The sequence below is a fragment of the Pseudomonas sp. P4795 genome (assembly GCF_048822895.1).
GTDB lineage: Bacteria > Pseudomonadota > Gammaproteobacteria > Pseudomonadales > Pseudomonadaceae > Aquipseudomonas.
Genome location: NZ_JBMFBT010000002.1, coordinates 564,199 through 588,683 on the forward strand (window position 1 = coordinate 564,199; position 24,485 = coordinate 588,683).

Genomic DNA, 24,485 nt, shown 5'->3' on the forward strand with positions numbered 1-24,485 from the left:
TTCTGTAACGAAAAAGCCCCTGATATTGATATCAGGGGCTTTTTTGTGCGCGCGAATCCGTAAAATGCCGGCTAACTTTCCGTCCAGAGGCTGCCATGTCGAAACACCTGCTCGTTCCACAGGGCGATTTCCCAACCGTGGGCCTCGGCCGGCGCCTGGCAGCGATGTTCTATGACTTTCTGTTGTGCACCGCCCTGCTGATCGTCACCGGCGGCATTTACAAGATGATTCAGGCTGCAATCATTGGCGAAGAGCGCCTGCGGGTGTTGACCGATGCCGGGCAACTGGATGGCGATCCGCTGTATTCCACCGTGCTGGTGCTGGTGCTGTTTGGCTTCTTCGCCAAGTTCTGGACCCATGGCGGGCAGACATTGGGAATGCAGGTGTGGGGCATTCGCGTGCAGAACGCCGATGGCACGGCGATCAGCCTGTGGCAGGCGCTGCTGCGCTTCATGGTGTCGATTGCGTCGTGGTTGTGTGTGGGGCTGGGGTTCTTTTGGTCGCTGTACGACAAGCAGAAGCGCACCTGGCATGACATCTATTCCGATACGCAGGTTGTGCGGGTGCCGAAGAAACAAAAGTAAGCGCCCATAAAAAAGATCGCAGCCTGCGGCAGCTCCTACATAGATCTCTGTAGGAGGTGCCGCAGGCTGCGATCTTTTGATTTTGCTTTAGGCGTTACCAGCCAGCTTCATCCGTGCCGCCTGAGTAAAGTCCAGCATGCGCTTGAGCGGGCGAATCGCCTGGGGAATCAGCGCCGGATCAACCAAGATCTCGCCAGTCCCCTCCTGCAAGCACCTGAGCGTGCGCTCAAGCGTGTTCATGGCCATCCACGGGCAATGTGCGCAACTGCGGCAGGCTGCGCCATTACCGGCAGTTGGCGCCTCAATGAAGACCTTGTCCGGGCACAGCTGCTGCATCTTGTAGAAGATACCGCGGTCAGTGGCGACGATCAGGGTCTTGTTCGGTAACGATTGCGCAGCGGCGATCAGTTGACTGGTGGAACCGACGGCATCCGCCAGTTCGATTACCGCAGTCGGCGACTCCGGGTGCACCAGAATCGCTGCGTCCGGGTACAGCGCCTTCATGTCTTCAAGCTGCTTGGATTTGAACTCCTCGTGGACGATACAGGCACCGTCCCACAGCAGCATGTCGGCGCCGGTCTTGCGCTGAATGTAGGTGCCCAGATGCTTGTCCGGGCCCCAGATGATGGTTTCGCCGTTGTCCATCAAGCTCTCGACGATCTCGAGCGCGCAGCTGGAGGTCACCACCCAGTCAGCCCGGGCTTTGACCGCTGCCGAGGTGTTGGCATACACCACCACCGTGCGCTCCGGATGCTGATCGCAGAACGCCGAGAACTCATCGACCGGGCATCCCAGGTCCAGCGAGCAGGTGGCCTCGAGGGTCGGCATCAGCACGCGTTTCTCAGGGTTGAGAATCTTCGCTGTCTCGCCCATGAATTTCACACCAGCAACCACCACGGTTTTTGCCGGATGGGCATTGCCGAAGCGGGCCATCTCCAGAGAATCAGAGACGCAGCCACCGGTTTCTTCGGCCAGGGCCTGAATGATCGGATCGCAATAGAAGTGGGCCACCAGCACCGCGTCCTGAGCCTTGAGCTCGGCGGCGATGGCAGAACGGTAATGCGCCTCTTCCTCGGGCGTCAGCGGTTTGGGCTGTTTGGCGTCGAGGTGGGCTTGAACCAGAAGGCGTTCGGAAATCTGCGTCATGTTCGCAAGACCTGCAGGCGCGTTCGCGCGAAAGTCGAGTATACACCCGGCTCCGGACCGCTTGAGGGTACCGCCGGGAGAGTGAGTTTTATCAGGCACGGACAGCGTTGAAGCTGCGCAAGGCTACAGAATATCCCGTTGATACAAAAGATGATTCTGACCTGCGTCATGACGCGGAGCAGGATTGGAGATATGCCGGAATTGCAGGCAAAAAAAAACCCGGAAATCCTCACTTGCGTGGGCCTTCCGGATTTTCTAAACCGCCAAAAATGGTGGGTCGTGTGGGATTCGAACCTACGACCAATTGGTTAAAAGCCAACTGCTCTACCAACTGAGCTAACGACCCGCTGTGTGGTGGCGCGTATAATACTGATTTTTAAGGACTATTCAACACCTTTTTTGAAATAAATCAGAAATAAGGTGTTGGGTCGCTGATTCCCGCGGCCGCAAAGCCCTCGGAACGCAGACGGCAGCTGTCGCATTTGCCGCACGCACGGCCTTCGTCATCAGCCTGGTAGCAGGAAACCGTCAGCGCGTAATTCACGCCGAGCTTCACGCCCGCCTGAACAATCTGCGCCTTGCTCAGGTTTTGCAGCGGCGCCTGAATGCGGAAATCGTTGCCCTCCACGCCAGCCTTGGTCGCCAGATTGGCCATGCGCTCGAAAGACTCGATGAACTCCGGGCGGCAATCCGGGTAACCCGAGTAATCCACTGCGTTGACACCGATGAAGATGTCGCGCGCGCCAAGCACCTCAGCCCAACCCAGTGCCAGCGACAGGAACACCGTGTTGCGGGCCGGCACGTAAGTGACCGGAATGCCTTCACCCAGCGCTTCTGGGATATCGATGCTGGTGTCGGTCAGGGCCGAGCCGCCCATGCCATCCAGATTCAGGCCAATCACTTTGTGCTCAACCGCCCCCAGATCACGGGAAACACGCGCAGCGGCATGCAGTTCAGCGTGCGAGCGCTGGCCGTAATCGAAACTCATGGTGTAGCAGGCGTAGCCTTCAGCGCGGGCCATGGCGACGACAGTTGCCGAGTCCAGGCCACCGGAGAGCAGGATTACTGCACGTTTTTCGCCAGTGTTCAGTTGTTCAGTCATTTCAGCGCCCCGGCTCGTCATTCCACAGATATTTATGCAGCTGCAGTTGCAAGCGCACTGGCAGGTTGTCCTCCACCACCCAGTCCGCCAGATCCCGAGCATTCAGGTCATGGTGGCTTGGGGAAAACAGCACTTCGCCGGCACGCCGGTCGAGACCGTACTGGATCAGCTTCGATACTGCCCAGTCATAGTCTTCGCGCGAGCAGATGACAAACTTCACCTGATCGTTGGACGTGAGCAATTCGATATTTTCGTAACGGTTGCGATGGGCTTCTTTCGAACCCGGCGTTTTCAGGTCAACCACGCGGCTGACGCGCGGATCAACGGCCGAAATGTCCAAGGCGCCGCTGGTTTCCAGCGAAACCTCGTATCCGGCATCACAAAGCTGTTTGAGCAAGGGAATAGCGTTCGGCTGCGCGAGGGGTTCACCGCCGGTGACACACACATAGCGCGGACGGAAACCGGCCACTTGTTCGAGGATGTCGTCGAGAGTGCGAATGGTGCCGCCGCTGAAGGCATAGGCGCTGTCGCAGTATTGGCAACGCAGAGGGCAACCGGTCAGGCGCACAAAAACAGTGGGCAGCCCGGCAGTCCGCGTTTCCCCCTGCAAAGAGTAGAAAACTTCGGTGATTCTCAATGTGTCTTGCATAGTCGCCACGGGCGTAACAGCTAAACAGGCTGTCCGCCTCCGTCAGGCACTTCAAGCAATCCCGCCAACGCGTAGACCACAAGAAGCGTGTTTCAGAAAAAGGGCGTGAATTCTAACGAAAAAACCCGCAACAAGTGCGGGTTTCTTCGAATCGGTTCAAACAGCCTTACATGCGCTGCAGATCGCGTTGGGCCAACTGAGCGGCGGAGGTGCCCGGGTATTGGGCCACCACCTGTTGCAGAATGCCTTTTACCTTGTCGGTGTGACCGAGGCGGCGCTCTACATCAGCGAGCTTGTACAGCGAATCCGGCACTTTGTTGTGCTTTGGATAGAGCTGCGAAACCTTGGCAAACGCTTGACCTGCACCTTGCAGATCGCCTTTGGCCAGGTTCACTTCGCCCAACCAGTACTGGGCATTGCCCGCGTATTGGCTGTTCGGGTATTTACGCAGGAAAGCGCTGAAAGCCTGGCTGGCCTTGTCGAAATCCTTGGCTTTGATCAGGTCGAAAGCGGCATCGTAATACAGCTTCTCTTTGGCCGGATCAGCCGGTTCACCACCTGCGGCAGGCGCCTGGGCGGCAGCAGCCCCGGCTCCAGCAGCAGCACCGGCAGCAGCACTTGCATCGCCACCGGCAGAAGAATTCTCGGGAGTCGCGGCAGGTGCAGCACCGGATCCTATGCGCCGATCAAGATCCTGGTATCGCTCCAGGGATTCTTGCTTCATGCGCGCAACCTGATTCTGCAGTTCTTCAATCACGCCTTGCTGGCGCGAGATCTGATCCTGCATCTGTTGCAATTGGTTGAACAGCATGCCATTTGCCGAGGCAGGGGCCGAAGCCGCTCCCCCGGCATAGGCGCCGTTCGTACCGTAACCCGCAGGCGGATAACTGCTCCCGCTATTGTTATAACCGGAGTTGTCATCGACCACAGGAACCGCAGCCCACGCCGCAAGCGGCGCGAGGCTGAGAGCCAAAACAGTTACAGCACGACGGCACGTTCGCATATCGAATTACTTACGCAGTTCGACGCGACGGTTTTGAGCCCAGGACTGCTCGTCGTTGCCGGTAGCAACTGGACGCTCTTCGCCGTAGGAAACCAGTTCCAGCTGAGCTGGGGAAACACCTTGCAGTACCAGGTAGCGTTGAACGGCTTTCGCACGACGCTCGCCCAGTGCCATGTTGTACTCACGAGTACCACGTTCGTCGGTGTTGCCTTCCAGAACAACGCGAGCGCCGTTTGCTTTCAGGTCTTTGGCGTGAACGTCCAGAGCGCGCATGGCTTCTGGCTTCAGGTCCGAGCTGTCGTATTCGAAGTAGAAGGTGGTGATTGCGCGCAGAGCAGCTTCTTCGCTCAGGGAACCGTCAACGGCACCAGTGTTTGCGCCGTAACCAGCGTTTGGATCAACAGCGCCTTCACCGGCGTTGTCGCCGCCTTTGGACGAGCAACCTACAGCTACAGCCATGGCCAGAGCCAGCGCAGCAAATTTACCAAACTTCAGCATTTCCATCGTGAAACTCCTAATGAACCCCAGTGTGTTAAGTAAAACGTGTAGCGCCCGCTCACTTCAGGTAAGGGGACCAGGACGGTTCTCTGACTTCGCCTTGAGCGGTAGGAAGCGGGAGCCTAACGCGTCCATTAATGGACACGAGCATCAAGACTCCCCGGCCCTGTTGGCGGGTGGCGTAGATTACCATGGTGCCGTTGGGCGCAACAGTAGGTGACTCGTCCAGAGTGCTATCAGTTAGGATTTTTACACTTCCGCGCTGCAAATCCTGGGCTGCCACCTTGAAATTAGTGAATCCGTCCTGACGATGGATCATCACCAGGGTCTTTTCATCCGCCGAAAGCTTGGGGTTGGCGTTGTAGTTACCAATAAAGGTCACTCGCTCCGCACCGCCGCCACTTGCGCTGGTTTTGTAGATCTGTGGTTTGCCGCCACGGTCCGAGGTGAAGTAGATGGTCGAACCATCCTTGCCCCAGTACGGTTCGGTGTTGATGCCAGGACCTGCGGTGACTCGGTTGATCTGACGCGAAGCCAGATTCATCACGTAGATGTCCGGGTTACCGTCTTTCGACAGTACGAACGCCAGGCGATCACCATTCGGCGACCAGGCGGGCGCGCCGTTCAGACCTTCGAAGTTGGTGATCTGCTCACGGCGACCAGTGTCGATGTTCTGCATGAAGATCCGCGGACGCTTCTGTTCGAACGACACGTAAGCAATGCGCTTGCCGTCCGGCGCGAAACGCGGCGACAGGATTGGCTCGCGCGATTGCAGCAGGGTCACGGCGCGGGCACCGTCATAGTCCGAACGCTGCAGGGTGTAACGGGTGTTCTTCTCGGAGAAGCGTTCAGCCGTTACATACAGCAGACGAGTCGAAAACGCACCCTGGATACCGGTGAGCTTTTCGAACGACTGGTCGGAGATGAAGTGCGCCATGTCGCGCAGTTGCTCGGTAGTACCGGAGACACTGCCGTCAGCGACTTTCTGCTCGGTCGCCACGTTGAACAATGCCCACTGCACTTGCAGCCGGCCGCCGGCCGGCACAATGCTGCCGACCATCATGTATTGAGCACCCACCGCCTTCCAGTCACGGAAGATGATTTCGCTCGGCTGGCTTGGCTGGCTTGGCTGGCTGATCATGTTTTGCTTTGGAATCGGCGAGTAGTAGCCCGAGTTGCGCAAATCGTTACCAATGATTTCAGCCATGTCATCCGGCAGTACCGCACCGCCCTGGAAGGCGAACGGTACGACCGCAATCGGAGTAGCCCGATCGCTGCCGCTGGTGACCAGAATGTTCTTTTCATCTGCTGCCGCGAAACCTGCCATACAGCAGATCACGACCAGCATTCCTCGAAGAAGGTTTCTCACAAGGCTAGATCCTCAGGTGTGAATGTCATCTTGAATGAACGATACGGAGCGAAATCGCTCGGCTTCATTCCCTGCATTTCCGTCAAACGTCCAATATTCTTGACCGCCGCGACTGCCGAAGCATCGAACGGACCGTCGCCACTGGATTTGGCCACGCCGACCGAAGTCACCGTACCGTCCGGCAACATGCCGATTTGCAGCACGACCGTCATGCCTTTGCGTGCCGAAGGAGGACGTGCCCAGCCTTCCGCTGCTCGCGCACGAATCAGGTCATCGAAACTGCCCGCGACTTCGTCGCCCTGCTCATCGGCCAAGGCCTGCTCGCGCTGCGGCGTGTCGGAAAGCAAATCGGCCAAGGCCTGAGCCTTTTTGTCTTCGGTCGATTTACGGGCCGCTTCCTGCGCTTTTTTCTTCGCAGCGTCGGCAGCAGCTTTCTTCTTCGCGTCTTCGGCGACTTTCTTCTTCGCCTCTTCAGCTTCAGCTTTCTTCTTGGCGTCTTCGGCGGCTTTCTTCTTCGCGTCTTCGACGATCTTCTTCTTGGCTTCTTCAGCAGCGGCTTTCTTGGCCTCTTCTTCAGCAGCCTTTTTGGCTTCTTCTTCAGATTTCTTCTTGGCTATATCAGCCAATTGTTTCTCTTCAGCCTTTTTGGCTTCGGCGGTCTTCTTGGCTTCGTCGGCTTTCTTGGCTTCATCAGCCTTCTTCGCCTCGTCCGCTTTTTTCGACTCGTCGGCCTTCTTGGCTTCCTCGGCTTTTTGAGCCGCTTCTTCTTTCTTTTGTTCCGCAGCGGCCTTGATCTCTTCCTGCTCGACCTTTTTCTGTTCCATCTGCTCGACTTCGGTCTGACGCGCGGCGGATTTCTTCGCCTCACCCGCAATCTTCTGATTGGTCTGGGTGGTCGCCTGACTTTTCGATTTCAGTTGATACAAGGTCGCCTGGACAATCGGCTTGGCCGGCGGCAGCTCAGGTGTAAAAGCGAAACTGACGAACAGCATGCCGAACACCAGCACGTGCAAGACAATCGCCCAGACACTAGGCCAGAAGAAGCTTTCCGAGGCAGACGGCTCTCGCAGTGGCTGCATCAGGGGGCCTCGGTAATCAAGCCAACATTACCGACCCCGGCTTTCTGCAACCCGCCCATGGCGCCCATGACGGAACCGTAATCGACAGTCTTGTCGCCACGAATGAAGACCTGGGTACGCTTGCCGTTACCGTTGCCGGCAGCGATGATTTTTGTCACCGCGCTGGTCATCTGCGGCAGGGTCATGGCCCTGTCCTGTTGCTTCTCGGTGTCGACTTCGCTGCCAAGGTTCCAGTAGTAGGTCTTGTCAGCCTTGATCGAAATGGTCAGGACCTGGGTGTTGTTGTCCTGCGGCAAGGCTTCGCTGGAAACCTTGGGCAGATCAACTTTCACGCCCTGATTGAGCATCGGCGCGGTCACCATGAAGATGACCAGCAGTACCAACATCACGTCGATGTATGGCACTACGTTCATCTCGGCGACCGGCTTGCGCTTTTTGCGAGCTCGAGCGATTAAAGCCATTGGAAATTACCTGCTTATTCTTCGCTGGTGTGCACTTTGCGGTGCAGGATCGCCTGGAATTCATCGGCGAAGGTGTAGTAACGGCCCAGCAGGGTTTCGCTGCGGGCAGCAAAACGGTTGTAAGCGATTACCGCAGGGATTGCCGCGAACAGGCCGATCGCCGTAGCGATCAGGGCTTCGGCGATACCCGGAGCCACAGTGGCCAGGGTCGCTTGCTGGGCAGTGGCCAAGCCACGGAAGGAGTTCATGATGCCCCAGACCGTACCGAACAGACCGATGTACGGGCTGACGGAACCTACAGTGGCGAGGAACGGCAGGCTCTGCTCGAGCTTCTCTTCTTCACGCGAAATAGCTACGCGCATGGCACGCGCCACACCTTCCATCACCGCCTCAGGATCGACGCCTGGCTGCTGACGCAGACGGGAGAATTCCTTGAAACCGGCACGGAAGATCTGCTCAACGCCGGAATCCGGATCAGGATTGCTGCCAGCCTGGCGGTAGAGTTTGGACAGATCGATACCCGACCAGAAGCGCTCTTCGAAGCTCTCCAGGGCGCGTCGACCGGCGCGCAGCAGATTGCTGCGCTGAAAGATCATGATCCATGAGGTCACCGATGCGGCCACCAGGGTCAACATTACCAACTGCACCACGATGCTGGCATTGCTGACCAGGCTCCACATGGAGGAATGGTCGACGACGTTAGCTTCCACGCTTTATCTCCTGCTTTGAGTGTGTACCCGTGCCGACTGCGCCGGCGAAAGCCGCACGCAAGTCTTCGGGAAGGGCCCGGGGTTTCAAACTGTCGGTGCGCACGCAGGCCACCAAAAACTGCCCTTCGCAGAGCAGCACATTATCCGTCGCCCGCCTGACCTGCTGTTTAAAGCGCAGGCTGGCACGGTTCAATTCGATTACTTCAGCGCTTACCAGAAGCTCGTCGTCCAGTCGCGCCGGCGCGTGGTAACGCGCTTCGCTGGAATGCACGACAAACAACAGATCCTCCCCTGCCAACTGCGATTGGGCAAAGCCCAGTTCACGCAGCCGCTCGGTTCGAGCCCGTTCCATAAACTTGAGGTAATTAACGTAATACACGATGCCGCCCGCATCGGTGTCCTCGTAATAAACGCGACAACGATGTGCGAACGGCTCTAACCCGTTTTGCGCGCGCATACTCTAGTGCTTACTCCTCGGGTTGCCAATCCAGCCAGGCAACTGTTTTTCATCGATCTGCGGCTTTATCGCGAAAGTACCGTCGTCGGACAGCACAAACCCGGAATAAATCGGCACGCAATGTGTATTAATCGTCCGCAGCATCGAGAAACTCGTCTACCACGGGCATCTCGCCCATTCGTGTCGGAATGTTTAATCCAAAGTGCAGGTAAGCGTGGCGAGTCACGACCCGGCCGCGCGGTGTGCGCATGATGTAACCCTGCTGGATCAGATACGGCTCGAGCACGTCTTCAATGGTGTGGCGCTCTTCGCTGATCGCCGCCGCAAGACTGTCGATACCCACCGGTCCACCGTCGAATTTTTCGATCATGGTCAACAGCAGTCGCCGGTCCTGATGATCGAAGCCATGTTCGTCGACATCCAGCAGATTCAACGCCAGATCGGCAACGGATTTGGTGATGTGGCCCTTGGCGCGGACTTCGGCAAAATCCCGCACTCGGCGCAGCAAACGGTTGGCGATCCGCGGCGTACCACGGGCGCGACGCGCGATCTCGAACGCGCCTTCCGGATCCAGCGGCAAGCCAAGAATGCTCGCCGAACGACTGACAATCGTCGACAGGTCGGCGGTGCTGTAAAACTCCAGACGCTGGACAATGCCGAAACGGTCGCGCAACGGGTTGGTGAGCATGCCCGCCCGTGTGGTTGCGCCAACCAGAGTAAACGGCGGCAGATCAAGCTTGATCGAACGCGCCGCCGGCCCTTCACCGATCATGATATCGAGCTGAAAATCTTCCATCGCCGGGTACAGCACTTCTTCGACGATTGGCGACAGGCGATGGATTTCATCGATGAACAGCACGTCATGCGGCTCAAGATTGGTCAGCAGCGCGGCCAGATCACCCGGCCGCTCGAGCACCGGGCCCGACGTGCTCTTGATCGACACGCCCATTTCCTGGGCGATGATATTCGCCAGCGTGGTTTTACCCAGACCCGGCGGGCCGAAAATCAGCGTGTGGTCGAGGGATTCGTTGCGCCCGCGCGCAGCCTGGATGAACAGCTCCATCTGCTCGCGAACGGTCGGCTGGCCGATGTATTCGGCCAGACTGACAGGACGAATCGCCCGGTCCTGGACTTCTTCGCGCTCACGCGGCGCAGGCGTGGCGGTGATCAGACGATCAGCTTCAATCACTTAAATCATTCCCTTCAGGGCGCGTCGGATCAGGTCTTCGCTGCTCAGGTTTTTATCTTTAATCGCGGTAATCGCTTTGCTCGCCTCCTGCGGCTTGTAGCCCAGGGAGACCAGCGCGCTGACTGCATCGGTTTCGGCGGTGTTGACTGGCGCCGGGCCGTCGGGCTGGTTAGGCACCAGCGCGAACATCGCGGGCACGGTTTCCCAGGCTTTGAAGCGATCCTTCAACTCGACCAACAGGCGCTCGGCGGTTTTCTTGCCCACGCCTGGGACCTTGGTCAACGCCGAAGTGTCCTGGGACTGCACGCAACGCACCAGTTCATCGACTTCCAGGCTCGACATCAGCGCGAGGGCCAATTTCGGCCCGACACCATTGAGACGGATCAACTCGCGAAAAAAGTCTCGCTCACGCTTGCCGGAAAAACCATAGAGCAGTTGCGCGTCTTCGCGTACGACCAAGTGCGTGTGCAGGGTCAGCGGTTCGCCGACCGACGGCAGGCGATACAGGGTGGTCATCGGCACTTCGAGCTCATAGCCGAGGCCGTTTACATCGAGAATCAGGTGCGGTGGCTGTTTTTCAGCCAGAGTGCCGCGCAAGCGTCCAATCACGTTTCAGATCCTTGAGCGTTGGCCAGCCGTGGGCTGGCGACTGTCGGAACAAGGGTTTCAGGCCGACGACCCAGGCGCGAAACCCGCATTCCACAAATTTGATTGCTGATGCTATCAGAGACGCAGGCGCCCGCCACGACTGCGTGCCGCTCCCAGACCATGCGGCAACAGACTGGAACGCGTATGCGCGTGACAAATGGCAATCGCCAGGGCGTCCGAGGCGTCGATCTGCGGTTTGCTGGTCAGCTTGAGCATGTGCATGACCATCATTTGCACTTGTTCTTTATTGGCGGCGCCGGTACCGACCACGGCTTGTTTGACTTGAGTCGCGGTGTATTCAGCGATCTCCAGGCATTCCTCGGCACCGGCAACGATGGCCGCGCCACGGGCCTGACCGAGTTTCAGCGCCGAGTCGGCGTTCTTCGCCATGAACACTTTTTCGATGCCCATGGTCACCGGGCCGTAGGTCTGGATGATTTCGCGCACGCCGCGATAAACGATTTGCAGGCGATCAGGCAGCTCACCGGCGCCAGTGCGAATGCAGCCCGAGGCCACGTAAATGCAACCGCCACGCCCGGTATCGCGTACCACGCCATAACCGGTAATGCGCGAACCGGGGTCGATACCAAGAATTAAAGTCATAACGCCTGCGGAATCGGGAAAAACACCAATTTCAATCCAACCATTAACAACTGTGGGAGCTGGCTTGCCAGCGATGACTGTTTATCAGGCGACATCTTTGCCAGATGTGCCGACGCCATCGCTGGCAAGCCAGCTCCCACATTGAATCTAGTCGCTGTTAACCGAGCTGCGCAGCCACTTCTTCCGGAATGTCCGCGTTGGAATAGACGTTCTGCACGTCATCCAGATCTTCCAGCATGTCGATCAGCTTGAGCACCTTCTCCGCGCCCTCCAGATCCAGCTCGGCACTGGTGGTCGGCAGCATGACGATTTCCGCGTCATCGCCTTTGAAGCCGGCGGCTTCCAGCGCGTTACGCACCGAATAGAACCCGGCGAACGAAGTGAACACCTCGATCGAGCCGTCTTCGTGGGTGACCACGTCATCGGCATCGGCTTCCATCGCCGCCTCGATCAGCGCGTCTTCATCAACGCCGGGCGCGAAGGAAATCTGCCCCTTGCGCTCAAACAGATACGCCACCGAGCCGTCGGTGCCCAGATTACCGCCGCACTTGCTGAACGCATGGCGCACGGCCGCAGCGGTGCGGTTGCGGTTGTCGGTCATGCACTCGACCATCACTGCCACGCCGCCCGGGCCGTAGCCTTCGTAGCTCAGCTCGACCATGTCGTCGGTGTCGGCAGCACCAGCACCACGGGCAACTGCGCGATCAATGATGTCGCGGCTCATGTTCGCGCCAAGGGCCTTGTCCAGCGCCAGACGCAAACGTGGATTGGAACCCGGATCGCCGCCACCCTGACGGGCCGCAACGGTCAGCTCACGAATCCACTTGGTGAAGATTTTGCCTTTCTTGGCATCCTGACGTTCTTTGCGGTGCTTGATGTTTGCCCACTTCGAATGACCCGCCATAACTCGCTCCGAATTCTCTTTGAAACGTTGCCCGCCCTGCGCTTGCAGCGGCCGGCAAACAAAAAATCTCGACCGTTTTCAGTCTCTACAGAAAGAAAAAAGGCGCATCCGAAGATGCGCCTTCAGGCCCGTGTTACTCAGCCTTTGGCGTTTCGCGCAAACGAATGTGCAATTCGCGCAATGCCTTGGCATCCACCACACCCGGTGCTTGCGTCATCACGTCAGCAGCACTCTGGGTTTTCGGGAAGGCGATCACTTCACGGATCGACTGGGCGCCAGTCATCAGCATCACCAGACGATCCAGACCGAAGGCCAGACCACCGTGCGGCGGCGCGCCGTATTTCAGGGCGTCGAGCAGGAAGCCGAATTTCTCTTCCTGTTCTGCTTCGTTGATACCCAGCAGACGGAATACCGCTTGCTGCATTTCCTTGCGGTGAATACGGATCGAACCGCCACCCAATTCAGTGCCGTTGAGCACCATGTCGTAGGCACGCGACAGAGCGCCGGCCGGGTTGGCTTCCAATTCTTCTGGCGAGCACTTCGGCGCGGTGAACGGGTGGTGCAGTGCGGAGAAGCTGCCGTCGTCGTTCTCTTCGAACATCGGGAAGTCGACAACCCACATCGGTGCCCACTTGCAGGTCAGCAGGTTCAGGTCGTGACCGAGCTTGATACGCAGCGCGCCCAAGGCTTCGCTGACGATCTTGGCCTTGTCGGCGCCGAAGAACACGATGTCGCCATCAACTGCACCCACGCGATCAAGGATCGCGTTGAGGTTTTCCAGCGGAATGTTCTTCACGATCGGCGATTGCAGACCGTCAACACCGGCAGCGCGCTCGTTGACCTTGATGTACGCCAGGCCCTTGGCGCCGTAAATGCCGACGAACTTGGTGTAGTCGTCGATCTGCTTGCGCGGCATGCTCGCCCCGCCTGGAACGCGCAGTGCGGCGATACGGCATTTCGGGTCGTTTGCCGGGCCGCTGAACACCATGAAACCAACTTCTTTGAGCTGATCGGCAACGTCGACCAGTTCCAGCGGAATACGCAGGTCCGGCTTGTCGGAACCGTAGCGGCGCATGGCTTCTTCGAAAGTCATGTGCGGGAATTCACCGAATTCCAGATCCAGCACTTCCTTGAACAGGTTACGGATCATTTGCTCGGTCAGGCCCATGATCTCTTTTTCATCGAGGAAACTGGTCTCGATGTCGATCTGGGTGAATTCCGGCTGGCGGTCAGCGCGCAGGTCTTCGTCGCGGAAGCACTTGGCGATCTGGTAGTAACGGTCGAAACCGGCAACCATCAGCAGTTGTTTGAACAACTGTGGCGACTGCGGCAAGGCGAAGAACGAACCGGCGTGGGTACGGCTCGGTACGAGGTAGTCGCGCGCGCCTTCCGGAGTAGCACGGGTCAGGATCGGCGTTTCCACGTCGAGGAAGCCGTTCTCGTCGAGGAAGCGACGGATGCTGGTGGTCATGCGCGAACGCAGACGCAACTTCTCGGCCATTTCCGGGCGACGCAGGTCGAGGAAGCGATAGCGCAGGCGGGTTTCTTCGCCCACGTCGGAGAACTCGTTCAGCGGGAACGGCGGGGTTTCCGACTCGTTCAGCACTTCCAGTTCGTAGCCCAGCACTTCGATCATGCCCGACGCCATGTTGGCGTTGGTCGCACCGGCCGGACGCAGACGCACCTTGCCGGTGATCTTCACTACGTATTCGCTGCGCACGCGATCGGCGGCGGCGAAGCTTTCGGCGCGATCCGGATCGAATACCACCTGGGCCAGACCATCACGGTCACGGATATCGAGGAAAATCACCCCGCCGTGGTCGCGGCGACGGTGAACCCATCCGCAAAGGGTAATTTCCTGACCTTCCAGGCTTTCGTTCAACTGGCCGCAATAATGGCTGCGCATCATGGTAGTGGTTCGCTTCTCGTAATTCGAAATTCGGTGGAGATCCCGCCGCACTCAAGCAATGTGCGACATGCAGGAACTCGCGCGTGTCGTTTGACCTGGGTCTGAACCCTAGTCAGATTTGTCGCCGCCGGCCAGATTCTTCTTCGTGCCGGTCTTGAAATCGGTTTCGTACCAACCGCTGCCGCTCAGGCGAAAGCCGGGCATGGACAGCATCTTCTTGAGCTCTGGCGCCTGACAGGCAGGGCAGTCGACCAGTGGGGAATCGCTGATCTTTTGAATGGCTTCCAACTGATGACCACAGGAAGCACATTGGTAATCGTACATCGGCATGGAGGTGTCTCGGCGATCAGATTGCTGCCGCATGCAGGGTCGCGCGGCGAAAGGGCGAGATTATATCCATTAAATGCGGCCTGTGCAGCCGTAAGACTGCACAGGCCGTCGTGTTATTCGCTGTGCCGTGCAGTGCCCGCCGCAGAATCCTTGAGGCCATGCAGCACACACACCACTCGCACCAGACCGCTGAAGTTTTTCACGCCGCCATGGCGCAGATGTACTTCGCGATCCACCCGCGACAGCAATGTGCCGATCGAACAGCAATGGTCATGCGCCATGCTGTGCAGAATATTCCAGTACACCTGCTCAAGTCGCATGCAGGTGGCAAAACCGTTCAAACGCACCGACCGTGATAAAGGCCGGATCAACCCCATGTCGAACTCGCCGAGAAACGGTTCGCCCGACATGCTCCGCTGCGATTCGACAACCCTGTCACTTCGCCTGTCTCCATCTGCCATATCGTTGACACTCCTTTGCCATCGCTACTGGTTATCAAGGCAACATCCAGTGGCCTCATTAAAAGCGCAGCGGCAAAGGGTTAGCCAGATGACTTTATGACCATCTGCGTAGGATAAGCCAACAGAACATGGCGGATCATGGAGCGCGCAACTCGCTTCCGAGTTTCCTACAGAAGCCGTTGCTTTTTCCCGGCGTAGAAACAGAAATCGGCAGCAGCGCACGAACAGTATCTGTTCATGCGCCAAGGGCCGTCAGCCTTCGAGCAGCGCGCGCAACATCCACGCGGTTTTCTCGTGAACCTGCATGCGCTGGGTCAGCAGATCAGCCGTCGGTTCGTCGCTGACCTTGTCCAGCAGCGGAAAAATGCCCCGTGCAGTGCGAGTGACGGCTTCCTGGCCGGCGACCAGTTGCTTGATCATGTCCTCGGCACTCGGCACGCCGTCCTCTTCTTTAATAGAGGACAGGCGCGCGTAGGTCGAATAAGCGCCCGGCGCCGGGAATCCGAGTGCGCGAATGCGCTCGGCGATTGAATCCACCGCCAGCGCCAGTTCGTTGTATTGCTCCTCGAACATCAAGTGCAAGGTGCGGAACATCGGCCCCGTGACGTTCCAGTGGAAGTTGTGGGTCTTCAGATACAGCACGTAGGTGTCCGACAACAGCCGCGACAGCCCTTCGACGATGGACTTGCGGTCTTCTTCGCTGATACCGATATCGATTGCCATGCTTACCCCCTAGAGGCGATTGAATTTCATCCAACAGGTGCTGACCCACTCTAGCAAGGCAATCGGCGCCTCGCAGCCCCAAATCGGGGCGATAGCTGCGACAAATCGACCGACTATCTACCAACCACCGACAAACCAACTGCCACTGGCCGGGCTGATTTGAGTAGCTGCGGGCTTTGCTGTTAAATAGGCAGCGTGTCGCCAGGCCCTTTTTTCCGGGTTTTTGCGCATAGGCTGATGCCGGGCACGTGTCCAACGCCTCTTTATTTTTCTCGAAGCGAACCGTGCGCCTTCAGCTCTTCCTTGTGAGCCGTCATTAACGTGAGCCAATAAAATGTTGAAAATCGTCCACCTGCTAATGGGCGCAGCGGCTTTGCTGCTGTCGTTCATACCTAGCTTGAAATCCGAAGCACTTCCTTACCTGCAACAACCCGATGCACTTTACCTGGCCTTTTTCGGCCTGCTGAACCTGGTCCTCGCTCCAGTCATTCCTTACTGGAACAAAGGTCCTCGCCAGCATCTGCAAAATCTGGTCAGCGCGCTGTTGGTGCTGACTGTCGTCCTGCAGACCCTGACACTGATCGCGCCTATGCCGGAAATCGCCGGCCAGCCAGCAGTGTTGTTCAGTCTGATCATTGCCCTGGTTGCCGTGGCCCTGCACCTCGCCGCCAGTTTCTACCGCTCTTCACCTGCGGCCGCAGCGCAGAACTACGACATGACCAACCGTGATACCGGTACGGTCAAGTGGTTCAACACCTCGAAAGGCTTCGGCTTTATCTCCCGGGATTCCGGCGATGATATCTTCGTGCACTTTCGCGCCATCCGTGGCGAAGGCCACCGCGTACTGGTCGAAGGCCAGCGCGTGGAGTTCTCGGTGATGAACCGTGACAAAGGCCTGCAAGCCGAGGACGTGATCGCCGCCCTGCCGCGACGCTGATCCAGGCTGCAAAAAAAACCGCGAACAGCCTGGCTGTTCGCGGTTTTTTTATGGCGGGTGATAACTCAGTAGTGCGGCGGCGGTGCGTCTTCTTCAAAAACACCGAACCCGCCGGACATCTCTTCCTGACGCTTGAGCAGTGCTGCCATTTGCAACTGCAGGCGATCAACCACCCGTTGTTGTTCCACCAGCACGTCGTTCAGCGACTGAATGGTGTCGTCCTGAAATGCCAGACGGCTTTCCAGATCATTGACGCGTTGTTCAAGACTCATCACTCAATCCTCCGCAAAAGTGCAAACGTCAGCCAGCACCTGACGCAACTGTTCGCGAATCACCGCTACCTGCTCGGCGCTGTACGGCTTGGCCGGGTACTTGCCCCAGACCGGCGCAGGCCATGCGGCGTCGTCGCGTTTGCGCACGATCACATGCATATGCATCTGACTGACGACGTTGCCCAGGGTTGCGACGTTCATTTTGTCAGCATCGAACAAATCCTTGAGCACCTCGGCCAGCGCCGTGGTTTCTTGCCACAGCTGCTGCTGGTCGGCGACATCCAACTGAAACAACTCGCTGATATCTTCGCGGCGTGGCACCAGGATGAACCACGGGTAGTTGGAGTCGTTGGACAGCAGCAGTCGGCACAGCGGGAAATCACCGATGGTCAGCGTGTCCTGTTGAAGTCGTGAATCTAAAGCAAACACTGCATGCACTCCTGGCCGATCTACATTAAACAGTTTGCCGGCGTTCCTCGCGGACAGCCGGCAAACCTCAGGATGGCAGCATACCTTCGAATGACCAGAGCTTCACGACCAACGCACCGGCGTCGATTTATCCGACGCTCCGAGATGGACCATTTTCGGCTCTCGCGCACCAACACCGAACCCGCGCGACCTCTGAGCCAGCCAAAATGATCAGCCAACAGCGCCCGGTTCTACGTCACCACATGGCCCGACTGTGTGAATTCGGTATAGCGGGAAAAATTTTTTGCACCAAAACCGCACAGCGCGTCTACGCTCAGTGCGTCGGGCATCCGCCAAATACTCACCTGTGGGGTGAACCGGTAACGCTTTTGGTTGTCACGCGGTTTTCTCAGGAGGGACAACACCATGGCATCGATGGCGTCAAGCCCAGACCAAAAGGGACATGGAACCCAGTATTTATAAGGTTTTTACAGCGACAGGCAGCCCGCAGAAAAAATAACCGTGAACAAATCATGGTTTGTGCACGCTTGTTGCATTCATACCCATATGGACTATAAGCGCACCACGGGAAGTGGTTGCCTTAAGCCCCAAAAGAACAGTGGCAGGGTTGCCCGATGGAGATTCAAGTGTTTTGCCAGGGACTCTTTTTTACTGGTGCCAAAAGCTCGGAAAACAGCGATAAAGTTGTGAATCCGGTTGCATCGGAACTGTGAATTTGCGACATCTACCCAACCATTTGCGACAGCGTCGTAAAGAAGCTGAAAGGTTAGATTAGCAAGTATCGCCAACATGGTCGGCGTGATATAAGTTTGCGCCGACACAAAAAGAAAGAGCCGCCCAGATAATAAAACAGGTGGGACGGCAGTACTCTTCTAAAAACCAAAGGAGCAAATCACGATGCGCGTGATGAAGTGGAGCATGATCGCCCTGGCTGTTGCAGCAGGCACCTCGCAGTTCGCAGTAGCGTCTTCTCAAGACGAATCCAAAGGCTTCCTGGGCGATCAAAGCCTGAAGCTGAAGACTCGTATGGAATACATGAACCGCGACTATAAAAACGGTGCAGGCAACAGCACTTCCGGCACTTCCGGCTATCGTCAGGATACCGGTGTCAGCCAACTGCTGACTTACGAATCGGGCTTCACTCAAGGTACCGTCGGCTTCGGTCTCGACGCCATGGCCATGGGTTCGGTGAAACTGGACGGCGGTTCGGGTCGCCGTGGTAACGGTCTGTTCGCCAACGACAGCGACGGCAACCCGGAGAAATCCCAGGGCAAGATCGGCGGCGCAGTGAAATTCCGCGTATCCGACACCGTTCTGAAATACGGTCAGCAATTCGTTGCCAGCCCGGTCTTCGCAACTGACGACAGCCGTATGCTGCCGGAAGTCGCCACCGGTACTCTGATCACTTCGAAAGAGATCAAGGGTCTGGAACTGAGCGCAGGTCGCTTCACTTCCCTGAGCAAGCAAACCGGCATGGGCCGTGACAGCATCGGCGGTCTGCCTGATGAAAACGGTTTTGGCGGCAAAGGCCTGACCAACATCAACATCTTCGGCGCCAGCTACGCTTTCACCGACAACTTCACCGGTGCCGTGGCTGCTTCCGACGCTGACGACTACTTCAAGAAGTACTACGTCAACCTGAACTACACCTTGCCAATCAACGACGACCAGTCGCTGAACTTCGACCTGAACGGCTACCACACCAAAGGCGACAGCCGCGGTGATCTGGTTGACGCGATCGGCGACGGCACCACCGGCGTAGACAACAACCTGTGGTCCCTGGCTGCTGCTTACAGCATCGGTGCTCACAAGTTCACCCTCGCCCACCAGCGCTCCAGCGGCGACAACGCTTACTACTATGGCGTTGACGGTAACAGCACGATCTTCGTAGCCAACTCCATTCAGATCTCCGACTTCGTGGGCCGCGACGAGCGCTCCTGGCAAGCTCGCTACGACCTGAACATGAAAACTTACGGCGTACCTGGCCTGAGCTTCATGACCCGTTACGTAATGGGTGACAACATCACCACCAACGGTCTGGGTGAAGGCAAGGAAAACGAGTGGAACGCCGAGTCCAAGTACGTGATCCAGGAAGGCCCGGCCAAAGACCTGTCGTTCCGTCTGCGTTACGCCATGTACCGTTCGAACGGTGCTTACAGCGGCTACTCGTCTGACAACAACGACACTCGTCTGATCGTTGAGTACCCACTGAACATCCTCTAATAGGGATAGACAGCTGACGTACTGTAGAGCTCTGCTCTAACAAGAACCGTCCACCTGATTCAGGTGGACGGTTTTTTTATGCGTTAAGTTTGATCGCACTCCATTACCCATCGTTAACGCAACAATAGCCAGCTATCTATTAGCCAGCAAACATTCCTGTAACGTATAAAAAAACCCAAGAGTGCGAACAGCTCTTGGGTTTTATTATTGAAACTGACCTGGAAGCCAAGTATCAACATTGTTACTAAATGGCAGGTTCCTGAACTACACGAATCACCCGCTGCGGAAACGGAATATCGATACCGGCAGTTTTCAAACGGTCGCGCGATTGTTCGTTAAACATGAACATCACATCCCAGTAGTCTGCAGTCTTAACCCACACACGCAGGGAAACAGTGATCGAACTGTCGCCCAGTGTCGAGATAACCGCCTGCGGCGCCGGATCTTGCAGAACACGCTCATCGTTGGCCAGATCCAGCAGCACCTGACGGGCCTTTTGCAGATCGGCTTCGTAATCTACACCCACATCGAACACAACCTTGCGGGTCGGCTGACGATTGGTGTTGGTGATGATGCCGTTCGACAGATTGCCATTGGGCACGATGATGGTCTTGTTATCGCCGGTACGCAGCACGGTGTGAAAAATCTGGATGCTGTCGACAGTACCCGACACGCCCTGCGCTTCGATCCAGTCACCGATACGGAACGGACGGAACAGCAGAATCAGCACGCCGCCAGCGAAGTTCGCCAGGCTGCCTTGCAACGCCAGGCCGATAGCCAGACCAGCCGCACCAATCGCTGCAACGAACGAAGTGGTTTCAACGCCGATCATCGACGCGACGCTGACAATCAACAGCACTTTGAGAATGATGTTGGCCAGGCTGCTGATAAAGCCTTGCAGCGCCAGATCGGCATTGCGCAGCGCCAGCAGGCCGCCGAGCTTGGTGGTAACTTTGTTGATCAACCACCAGCCGATGGCCAGGGTAAGGACGGCCAGCAGCACGCGGCTGCCGTATTCCATGATCATCGGAATCCACGCCTGAGACGCCTTGACCAGGTTGTCGACCTCAGTATTCAAATCCATGTTCTATCTCCTGATTTCCGGCCATTCGGCGCACGAAAAAAAACGGCAGAAAACCGCCGAGGGTCCAGCAGGGTCCGCAGATGATGCTTAGTCGCGGAAGTTGTTGAACTGCAGCGGCATGCCGAATTCCTTGGCCCGCAGCGCAGCGATGGCTTCTTGCAGGTCATCACGCTTCTTGCCGGTCACGCGCACTTGCTCGCCTTGAATAGCGGCTTGCACTTTGAGCTTGGCGTCCTTGATGTGGCCGACGATTTTCTTCGCCAGCTCCTTGTCGATGCCTTCCTTGAGCACGGCGTCCTGCTTCATCAGTTTGCCCGATGCGTAGGCGTCCTTGACCTCAAGGCACTGCACGTCGATCTTGCGCTTGACCAGGGCCAGCTTGAGGATCTCGATCATCGCTTCCAGCTGGAAACCGGCTTCAGCAGTCAGGCTGACGGTCAGGTCCTTTTCCTTGAATTCGAAGCTGCCCTTGCCTTTCAGGTCATAACGACGATCGAGTTCCTTCACGGCGTTCTCGACCGCGTTGGTGAGTTCGTGTTTGTCCAGTTCGGATACCACGTCGAACGACGGCATGTAATCTCTCCAATAAAAAGGCGCGCTGGTTGCACACGCAGCGCGCTTGGCTTGCGGTTAAAATCGCGCTCATTATAACGGGGATTTCCCCGGCGACACGGCGAGCCGCACATGCCTTCCATCACTCGAGCGAAAAACTGATGTCCACTCCCTGGCACATTCTCGGCGCCGGCAGCCTAGGTACGCTGTGGGCGACACGTCTGGCGCGCGCCGGACTGCCGGTTCGGCTGATCCTGCGCGATGCCCAGCGTTTGCAAGACTATCAAGCGGCCGGCGGTCTGACTCTGGTGGAACAAGGCCAAGCCAACACTTACGCGATCCCCGGTGAAACATCCGACAGCCCCGAACCGATCCGTCGCCTGTTGGTGGCCTGCAAGGCTTACGACGCTCAAAGCGCAGTCGCCAGTGTGGCTCATCGCCTGGCGCCGGATGCCGAGCTGATCCTGCTGCAAAACGGTCTTGGCAGTCAGGAAGCGGTCGCCACACAAGTGCCGCACGCGCGCTGCATCTGTGCTTCGAGCACCGAGGGCGCATTTCGTGACGGTGACTGGCGTGTGGTGTTCGCCGGTCACGGTTTCACTTGGCTGGGAGACGTTGCTCACCCGACAGCCCCCCTCTGGCTGGAGGACCTGGAGTCGGCGAAAATTCCTCACGAATGGAGCGCCGACATCCTCACCCGCCTGTGGCGCAAACTGGCGCTCAACTGCGCGATCAACCCGCTGACGGTGCTGCACGATTGCCGCAATGGCGGCTTGCAGCAACATCAGTGTGAAGTCGCCACCTTGTGTGCGGAACTTAGCGATTTGCTTGAACGTTGCGGGCAACCGGCGGCGGCGCAGAATCTGCAACAGGAAGTCGAACGGGTCATCCAGGCTACGGCGGCGAATTTCTCGTCGATGTATCAGGACGTGGCCAACCAGCGGCGCACGGAAATCAGCTATCTATTGGGCCATGCCTGCAAAGTCGCCGCGCGGCATGAGCTGAAGCTCGCGCATTTGCAGCAATTGCAGCAGCGCCTGATCACGCATCTGCAACACCTCGGATTGCCCGGCGACTGAGCAGCGGCTACGCTGGCCACTTGTTCCTTAGCTGCGATAAACCTGATGCCATTGCGCCAGCGCCTCGAAAACCTGCCGGTCGGCCAGAAACTGCTGGCCGCCCTGCTGGTGCTGTTGACCACCGTTCTGCTGGTGGCCAACCTGACCTTTATCAGCGCCGCCTATTACATCTCCCAGGAAAGCATGGCGCCGCAGGCGTTGCAGACTATTGGCCGGCTGATCTCCAATCCGAGTCTGGTAAGCGAAGCGCTGCAATCGCCGCAGAGTGCGGATCGCCTGCTCAAGGAACTCAACAGTTATTCACCGCTGCGCGCCGCCGCGCTGTATGACGGCAAGGGCGAACGTCTGGCGCAATTGCAGCATGGCGATCAGCTCAAGCTGCCGGAGCGCTACCGGCATATTGAAGCCTGGCAACTGACCGAATTTCGTACCAATCAGGTGATCACCCTGCCCCGCCCCGGCACCGCGCCGGGCCACCTGTTGCTGGTAGCCAGCAGCGAACTGCCGATGGCGTTCTACACCGGCACCCTGACGGCCAGCCTGGGGATTCTGATCTTCAGCGTGCTGTTGTGGCTGGTGATCGCGCGGCAGATCAAACGCCTGATCACCCGGCCGATTCATCAGCTTGAAGAACTCTCACGGCAGGTGACTCGCGAAGAAAACTACGCGCTGCGTGCCTCACGCGGCAACCATGACGAAATTGGCAGCCTCGCCGAAGCCTTCAACACCATGCTGTCGCGCATCGAGGCCCGCGAGCAGCAGCTCAAGCGCGCCCGCGATGATTCGCAAGCCGCTTACGATCAGGCGCAGGGATTGGCCGAGGAAACCCGCCACACCAACCGCAAACTGGAGCTGGAAGTCCAGGTCCGCAGCAAGATCGAAAAAAAGCTCACCGGGTTTCAGAACTACCTCAACAGCATTATCGACTCGATGCCCTCGGCGCTGATCGCCCTCGACGAGCAGCTCTATGTCACGCAGTGGAACCAGGAGGCCAGCGCCCTCTCCGGCACCCGCCTCGACGAAGCGCTGAACCAGCCAATCTTCCTCGCCTTCGAACCACTCAAGCCGTTCTTGCCGCAGCTCAAGGAAACCGTCGAACAGCACACGGTGGCAAAAATCGAGCGCGTGACCTGGTTCAAGGACGACGAACCGAAGCATTACGCGCTGACTTTCTACCCGCTGATGGGCGGCGCCGGGCGCGGCGTGGTGATTCGTATCGATGACATCACCCAGCGTCTGTCGCTGGAAGAAATGATGGTGCAGTCGGAAAAAATGCTTTCGGTTGGCGGCCTCGCAGCGGGCATGGCCCACGAGATCAACAACCCTCTTGGAGCGATCCTGCATAACGTGCAGAACATCCGCCGTCGGCTCTCGGCGGATCTGCCGAAGAACCTCGAAACAGCCGAGCAGTTGAGCATTGAACTGGACACGGTGAATACCTACCTGCAAGCGCGGGAGGTGCCGAAATTGCTCGACGGCATTCAACAGGCCGGCGCGCGGGCGGCGAAAATCGTTACGCACATGCTCAGTTTCAGCCGCCGCAGCACCCGGCAAATGGCCCCGTGCGATCTGCCGGCGCTGATCGATCAAGCCGTGGAAATCGCCGGCAATGACTTCGATCTGGCGATCGGTTTCGACTTCAAGGGTCAGGCGATCATCCGCCAGTTCGACCCGGCACTGGGCCCGGTGCCGGGCACCGCTAACGAGCTGGAACAAGTGCTGCTCAACCTGCTGAAAAACGCCGCGCAGGCGATTCATCAGCGCGCAGACGACAGCGAACCGGGGCGGATCATTTTGCGCACCAGACTCAATCCGCCGTGGGCCGAGATTCAGGTCGAAGACAACGGCATCGGCATGAGCGAGAGCGTGCGCAAGCGCACCTTCGAACCGTTTTTTACCACCAAGGAAATCGGCCAAGGCACCGGTTTGGGCTTGTCGGTCTCGTATTTCATTATCACCAACAATCACAAGGGCCAGATGGAAGTGCAGTCCGCGCCCGGCCAGGGCACGTGTTTCACGTTGCGCCTGCCGCTGAGCCAACCGGCGTCCATCGTTCCTGAAACCAATCAACTACCGAGGTAACC

Annotated in this window: 27 protein-coding genes and 1 tRNA gene; 5 read left to right on the plus strand and 23 right to left on the minus strand. The window is 57.8% G+C overall.

Going from position 1 to position 24,485, the window contains the following annotated elements; genetic code table 11:
- Positions 1–95 precede the first annotated feature (95 nt).
- Complete coding sequence (locus tag ACOI8A_RS07115) at positions 96–584, plus strand: RDD family protein (RefSeq protein WP_420646319.1); 489 nt, start codon at positions 96–98, stop codon at positions 582–584.
- Positions 585–671: 87 nt separating this feature from the next.
- Here the strand turns inward: ACOI8A_RS07115 and nadA are convergent, their stop codons facing one another.
- From nadA to ACOI8A_RS07210, 19 genes are all read right to left on the minus strand, one after another.
- A complete protein-coding gene (gene nadA, locus ACOI8A_RS07120; RefSeq protein WP_420646318.1) occupies positions 672–1,730 on the minus strand; it encodes a quinolinate synthase NadA in 1,059 nt (352 codons plus the stop codon).
- Between the two features lie 270 nt (positions 1,731–2,000).
- A tRNA-Lys gene (locus tag ACOI8A_RS07125) sits at positions 2,001–2,076 on the minus strand.
- 63 nt (positions 2,077–2,139) lie between these two features.
- Positions 2,140–2,832 carry a 7-cyano-7-deazaguanine synthase QueC gene (gene queC, locus ACOI8A_RS07130; RefSeq protein WP_420646317.1) on the minus strand — a complete coding sequence of 231 codons (693 nt, stop codon included), beginning with the start codon at positions 2,830–2,832 and terminating at the stop codon, positions 2,140–2,142.
- Position 2,833: 1 nt separating this feature from the next.
- The gene (queE, locus tag ACOI8A_RS07135) at positions 2,834–3,481 is read right to left on the minus strand and encodes a 7-carboxy-7-deazaguanine synthase QueE (protein ID WP_420646316.1); all 648 of its coding nucleotides are present in this window, start codon (positions 3,479–3,481) and stop codon (positions 2,834–2,836) included.
- 166 nt (positions 3,482–3,647) lie between these two features.
- A complete protein-coding gene (gene ybgF, locus ACOI8A_RS07140) occupies positions 3,648–4,484 on the minus strand; it encodes a tol-pal system protein YbgF (RefSeq protein ID WP_420646315.1) in 837 nt (278 codons plus the stop codon).
- Between the two features lie 6 nt (positions 4,485–4,490).
- Entirely contained in the window at positions 4,491–4,988 is a 498-nt protein-coding gene (gene pal / locus ACOI8A_RS07145; RefSeq protein ID WP_003178634.1) for a peptidoglycan-associated lipoprotein Pal, read from the minus strand.
- Between the two features lie 52 nt (positions 4,989–5,040).
- A complete protein-coding gene (tolB, locus tag ACOI8A_RS07150; protein ID WP_420651222.1) occupies positions 5,041–6,330 on the minus strand; it encodes a Tol-Pal system beta propeller repeat protein TolB in 1,290 nt (429 codons plus the stop codon).
- Between the two features lie 17 nt (positions 6,331–6,347).
- Complete coding sequence (tolA, locus tag ACOI8A_RS07155) at positions 6,348–7,430, minus strand: cell envelope integrity protein TolA (RefSeq protein ID WP_420646314.1); 1,083 nt, start codon at positions 7,428–7,430, stop codon at positions 6,348–6,350.
- On the minus strand, positions 7,430–7,882 hold the full coding sequence (tolR, locus tag ACOI8A_RS07160) for a protein TolR (protein ID WP_401268701.1): 453 nt from the start codon (positions 7,880–7,882) through the stop codon (positions 7,430–7,432). The genes tolA and tolR overlap by 1 nt, the downstream gene beginning before the upstream one ends.
- A 23-nt stretch (positions 7,883–7,905) precedes the next feature.
- On the minus strand, positions 7,906–8,601 hold the full coding sequence (gene tolQ / locus ACOI8A_RS07165; protein ID WP_007995636.1) for a protein TolQ: 696 nt from the start codon (positions 8,599–8,601) through the stop codon (positions 7,906–7,908).
- Positions 8,591–9,058, minus strand: coding sequence for a tol-pal system-associated acyl-CoA thioesterase (gene ybgC / locus ACOI8A_RS07170; protein WP_420646313.1), 468 nt, complete (start codon positions 9,056–9,058; stop codon positions 8,591–8,593). Before ybgC ends, tolQ begins: the two co-directional genes overlap by 11 nt.
- Before the next feature lie 127 nt (positions 9,059–9,185).
- Complete coding sequence (gene ruvB, locus ACOI8A_RS07175) at positions 9,186–10,247, minus strand: Holliday junction branch migration DNA helicase RuvB (RefSeq protein ID WP_420646312.1); 1,062 nt, start codon at positions 10,245–10,247, stop codon at positions 9,186–9,188.
- The gene (gene ruvA / locus ACOI8A_RS07180) at positions 10,248–10,856 is read right to left on the minus strand and encodes a Holliday junction branch migration protein RuvA (protein ID WP_420646311.1); all 609 of its coding nucleotides are present in this window, start codon (positions 10,854–10,856) and stop codon (positions 10,248–10,250) included.
- A gap of 114 nt (positions 10,857–10,970) precedes the next feature.
- A complete protein-coding gene (gene ruvC, locus ACOI8A_RS07185; protein ID WP_420646310.1) occupies positions 10,971–11,498 on the minus strand; it encodes a crossover junction endodeoxyribonuclease RuvC in 528 nt (175 codons plus the stop codon).
- Positions 11,499–11,655: 157 nt separating this feature from the next.
- On the minus strand, positions 11,656–12,402 hold the full coding sequence (locus ACOI8A_RS07190; protein WP_420646309.1) for a YebC/PmpR family DNA-binding transcriptional regulator: 747 nt from the start codon (positions 12,400–12,402) through the stop codon (positions 11,656–11,658).
- A 133-nt stretch (positions 12,403–12,535) separates the two neighbouring features.
- Positions 12,536–14,311 carry an aspartate--tRNA ligase gene (gene aspS / locus ACOI8A_RS07195; RefSeq protein WP_420646308.1) on the minus strand — a complete coding sequence of 592 codons (1,776 nt, stop codon included), beginning with the start codon at positions 14,309–14,311 and terminating at the stop codon, positions 12,536–12,538.
- Positions 14,312–14,419: 108 nt separating this feature from the next.
- A complete protein-coding gene (locus ACOI8A_RS07200) occupies positions 14,420–14,641 on the minus strand; it encodes an FmdB family zinc ribbon protein (RefSeq protein WP_420646307.1) in 222 nt (73 codons plus the stop codon).
- Positions 14,642–14,754: 113 nt separating this feature from the next.
- Positions 14,755–15,102 carry a ribbon-helix-helix domain-containing protein gene (locus ACOI8A_RS07205; protein ID WP_420646306.1) on the minus strand — a complete coding sequence of 116 codons (348 nt, stop codon included), beginning with the start codon at positions 15,100–15,102 and terminating at the stop codon, positions 14,755–14,757.
- A gap of 252 nt (positions 15,103–15,354) precedes the next feature.
- Positions 15,355–15,825 carry a Dps family protein gene (locus ACOI8A_RS07210; protein WP_420646305.1) on the minus strand — a complete coding sequence of 157 codons (471 nt, stop codon included), beginning with the start codon at positions 15,823–15,825 and terminating at the stop codon, positions 15,355–15,357.
- Positions 15,826–16,159: 334 nt separating this feature from the next.
- On the opposite strand from ACOI8A_RS07210, the gene ACOI8A_RS07215 reads away from it, so the two are divergent.
- Complete coding sequence (locus ACOI8A_RS07215; RefSeq protein WP_420651203.1) at positions 16,160–16,762, plus strand: cold shock domain-containing protein membrane protein; 603 nt, start codon at positions 16,160–16,162, stop codon at positions 16,760–16,762.
- A 65-nt stretch (positions 16,763–16,827) separates the two neighbouring features.
- Here ACOI8A_RS07215 and ACOI8A_RS07220 read toward each other — a convergent pair whose 3' ends face one another.
- Positions 16,828–17,034: a SlyX family protein gene (locus ACOI8A_RS07220; protein WP_420646303.1), complete on the minus strand. Its 207-nt coding sequence runs from the start codon at positions 17,032–17,034 to the stop codon at positions 16,828–16,830.
- 3 nt (positions 17,035–17,037) lie between these two features.
- Positions 17,038–17,463, minus strand: a complete 426-nt coding sequence (locus ACOI8A_RS07225) for an HIT family protein (RefSeq protein ID WP_420646302.1) — start codon at positions 17,461–17,463, stop codon at positions 17,038–17,040.
- Between the two features lie 897 nt (positions 17,464–18,360).
- On the opposite strand from ACOI8A_RS07225, the gene ACOI8A_RS07230 reads away from it, so the two are divergent.
- A complete protein-coding gene (locus ACOI8A_RS07230) occupies positions 18,361–19,686 on the plus strand; it encodes an OprD family porin (protein WP_420646301.1) in 1,326 nt (441 codons plus the stop codon).
- A 244-nt stretch (positions 19,687–19,930) separates the two neighbouring features.
- On the opposite strand, the gene ACOI8A_RS07235 is transcribed toward ACOI8A_RS07230, so the two are convergent.
- On the minus strand, positions 19,931–20,770 hold the full coding sequence (locus ACOI8A_RS07235) for a mechanosensitive ion channel family protein (RefSeq protein WP_420646300.1): 840 nt from the start codon (positions 20,768–20,770) through the stop codon (positions 19,931–19,933).
- Between the two features lie 87 nt (positions 20,771–20,857).
- Positions 20,858–21,343: a YajQ family cyclic di-GMP-binding protein gene (locus ACOI8A_RS07240; protein ID WP_007912755.1), complete on the minus strand. Its 486-nt coding sequence runs from the start codon at positions 21,341–21,343 to the stop codon at positions 20,858–20,860.
- Positions 21,344–21,483: 140 nt separating this feature from the next.
- Here ACOI8A_RS07240 and ACOI8A_RS07245 point away from each other — a divergent pair, with 140 nt between their 5' ends.
- Both ACOI8A_RS07245 and ACOI8A_RS07250 read left to right on the plus strand, forming a co-directional pair.
- Complete coding sequence (locus tag ACOI8A_RS07245) at positions 21,484–22,401, plus strand: putative 2-dehydropantoate 2-reductase (RefSeq protein ID WP_420646299.1); 918 nt, start codon at positions 21,484–21,486, stop codon at positions 22,399–22,401.
- Positions 22,402–22,446: 45 nt separating this feature from the next.
- Positions 22,447–24,483, plus strand: a complete 2,037-nt coding sequence (locus ACOI8A_RS07250; RefSeq protein ID WP_420646298.1) for a sensor histidine kinase — start codon at positions 22,447–22,449, stop codon at positions 24,481–24,483.
- Positions 24,484–24,485 lie beyond the last annotated feature (2 nt).

Excerpts from the sequence above, each read along its gene's own strand:
- ACOI8A_RS07115 (WP_420646319.1), top strand. The coding sequence starts at position 96 with ATGTCGAAACACCTGCTCGTTCCACAGGGCGATTTCCCAACCGTGGGC.
- nadA (WP_420646318.1), bottom strand. The coding sequence starts at position 1,730 with ATGACGCAGATTTCCGAACGCCTTCTGGTTCAAGCCCACCTCGACGCC.
- queC (WP_420646317.1), bottom strand. The coding sequence starts at position 2,832 with ATGACTGAACAACTGAACACTGGCGAAAAACGTGCAGTAATCCTGCTC.
- queE (WP_420646316.1), bottom strand. The coding sequence starts at position 3,481 with ATGCAAGACACATTGAGAATCACCGAAGTTTTCTACTCTTTGCAGGGG.
- ybgF (WP_420646315.1), bottom strand. The coding sequence starts at position 4,484 with ATGCGAACGTGCCGTCGTGCTGTAACTGTTTTGGCTCTCAGCCTCGCG.
- pal (WP_003178634.1), bottom strand. The coding sequence starts at position 4,988 with ATGGAAATGCTGAAGTTTGGTAAATTTGCTGCGCTGGCTCTGGCCATG.
- tolB (WP_420651222.1), bottom strand. The coding sequence starts at position 6,330 with ATGCTGGTCGTGATCTGCTGTATGGCAGGTTTCGCGGCAGCAGATGAA.
- tolA (WP_420646314.1), bottom strand. The coding sequence starts at position 7,430 with ATGCAGCCACTGCGAGAGCCGTCTGCCTCGGAAAGCTTCTTCTGGCCT.
- ybgC (WP_420646313.1), bottom strand. The coding sequence starts at position 9,058 with ATGCGCGCGCAAAACGGGTTAGAGCCGTTCGCACATCGTTGTCGCGTT.
- ruvC (WP_420646310.1), bottom strand. The coding sequence starts at position 11,498 with ATGACTTTAATTCTTGGTATCGACCCCGGTTCGCGCATTACCGGTTAT.
- ACOI8A_RS07190 (WP_420646309.1), bottom strand. The coding sequence starts at position 12,402 with ATGGCGGGTCATTCGAAGTGGGCAAACATCAAGCACCGCAAAGAACGT.
- aspS (WP_420646308.1), bottom strand. The coding sequence starts at position 14,311 with ATGATGCGCAGCCATTATTGCGGCCAGTTGAACGAAAGCCTGGAAGGT.
- ACOI8A_RS07200 (WP_420646307.1), bottom strand. The coding sequence starts at position 14,641 with ATGCCGATGTACGATTACCAATGTGCTTCCTGTGGTCATCAGTTGGAA.
- ACOI8A_RS07205 (WP_420646306.1), bottom strand. The coding sequence starts at position 15,102 with ATGGCAGATGGAGACAGGCGAAGTGACAGGGTTGTCGAATCGCAGCGG.
- ACOI8A_RS07210 (WP_420646305.1), bottom strand. The coding sequence starts at position 15,825 with ATGGCAATCGATATCGGTATCAGCGAAGAAGACCGCAAGTCCATCGTC.
- ACOI8A_RS07215 (WP_420651203.1), top strand. The coding sequence starts at position 16,160 with ATGTTGAAAATCGTCCACCTGCTAATGGGCGCAGCGGCTTTGCTGCTG.
- ACOI8A_RS07220 (WP_420646303.1), bottom strand. The coding sequence starts at position 17,034 with ATGAGTCTTGAACAACGCGTCAATGATCTGGAAAGCCGTCTGGCATTT.
- ACOI8A_RS07230 (WP_420646301.1), top strand. The coding sequence starts at position 18,361 with ATGCGCGTGATGAAGTGGAGCATGATCGCCCTGGCTGTTGCAGCAGGC.
- ACOI8A_RS07235 (WP_420646300.1), bottom strand. The coding sequence starts at position 20,770 with ATGGATTTGAATACTGAGGTCGACAACCTGGTCAAGGCGTCTCAGGCG.
- ACOI8A_RS07240 (WP_007912755.1), bottom strand. The coding sequence starts at position 21,343 with ATGCCGTCGTTCGACGTGGTATCCGAACTGGACAAACACGAACTCACC.
- ACOI8A_RS07245 (WP_420646299.1), top strand. The coding sequence starts at position 21,484 with ATGTCCACTCCCTGGCACATTCTCGGCGCCGGCAGCCTAGGTACGCTG.
- ACOI8A_RS07250 (WP_420646298.1), top strand. The coding sequence starts at position 22,447 with ATGCCATTGCGCCAGCGCCTCGAAAACCTGCCGGTCGGCCAGAAACTG.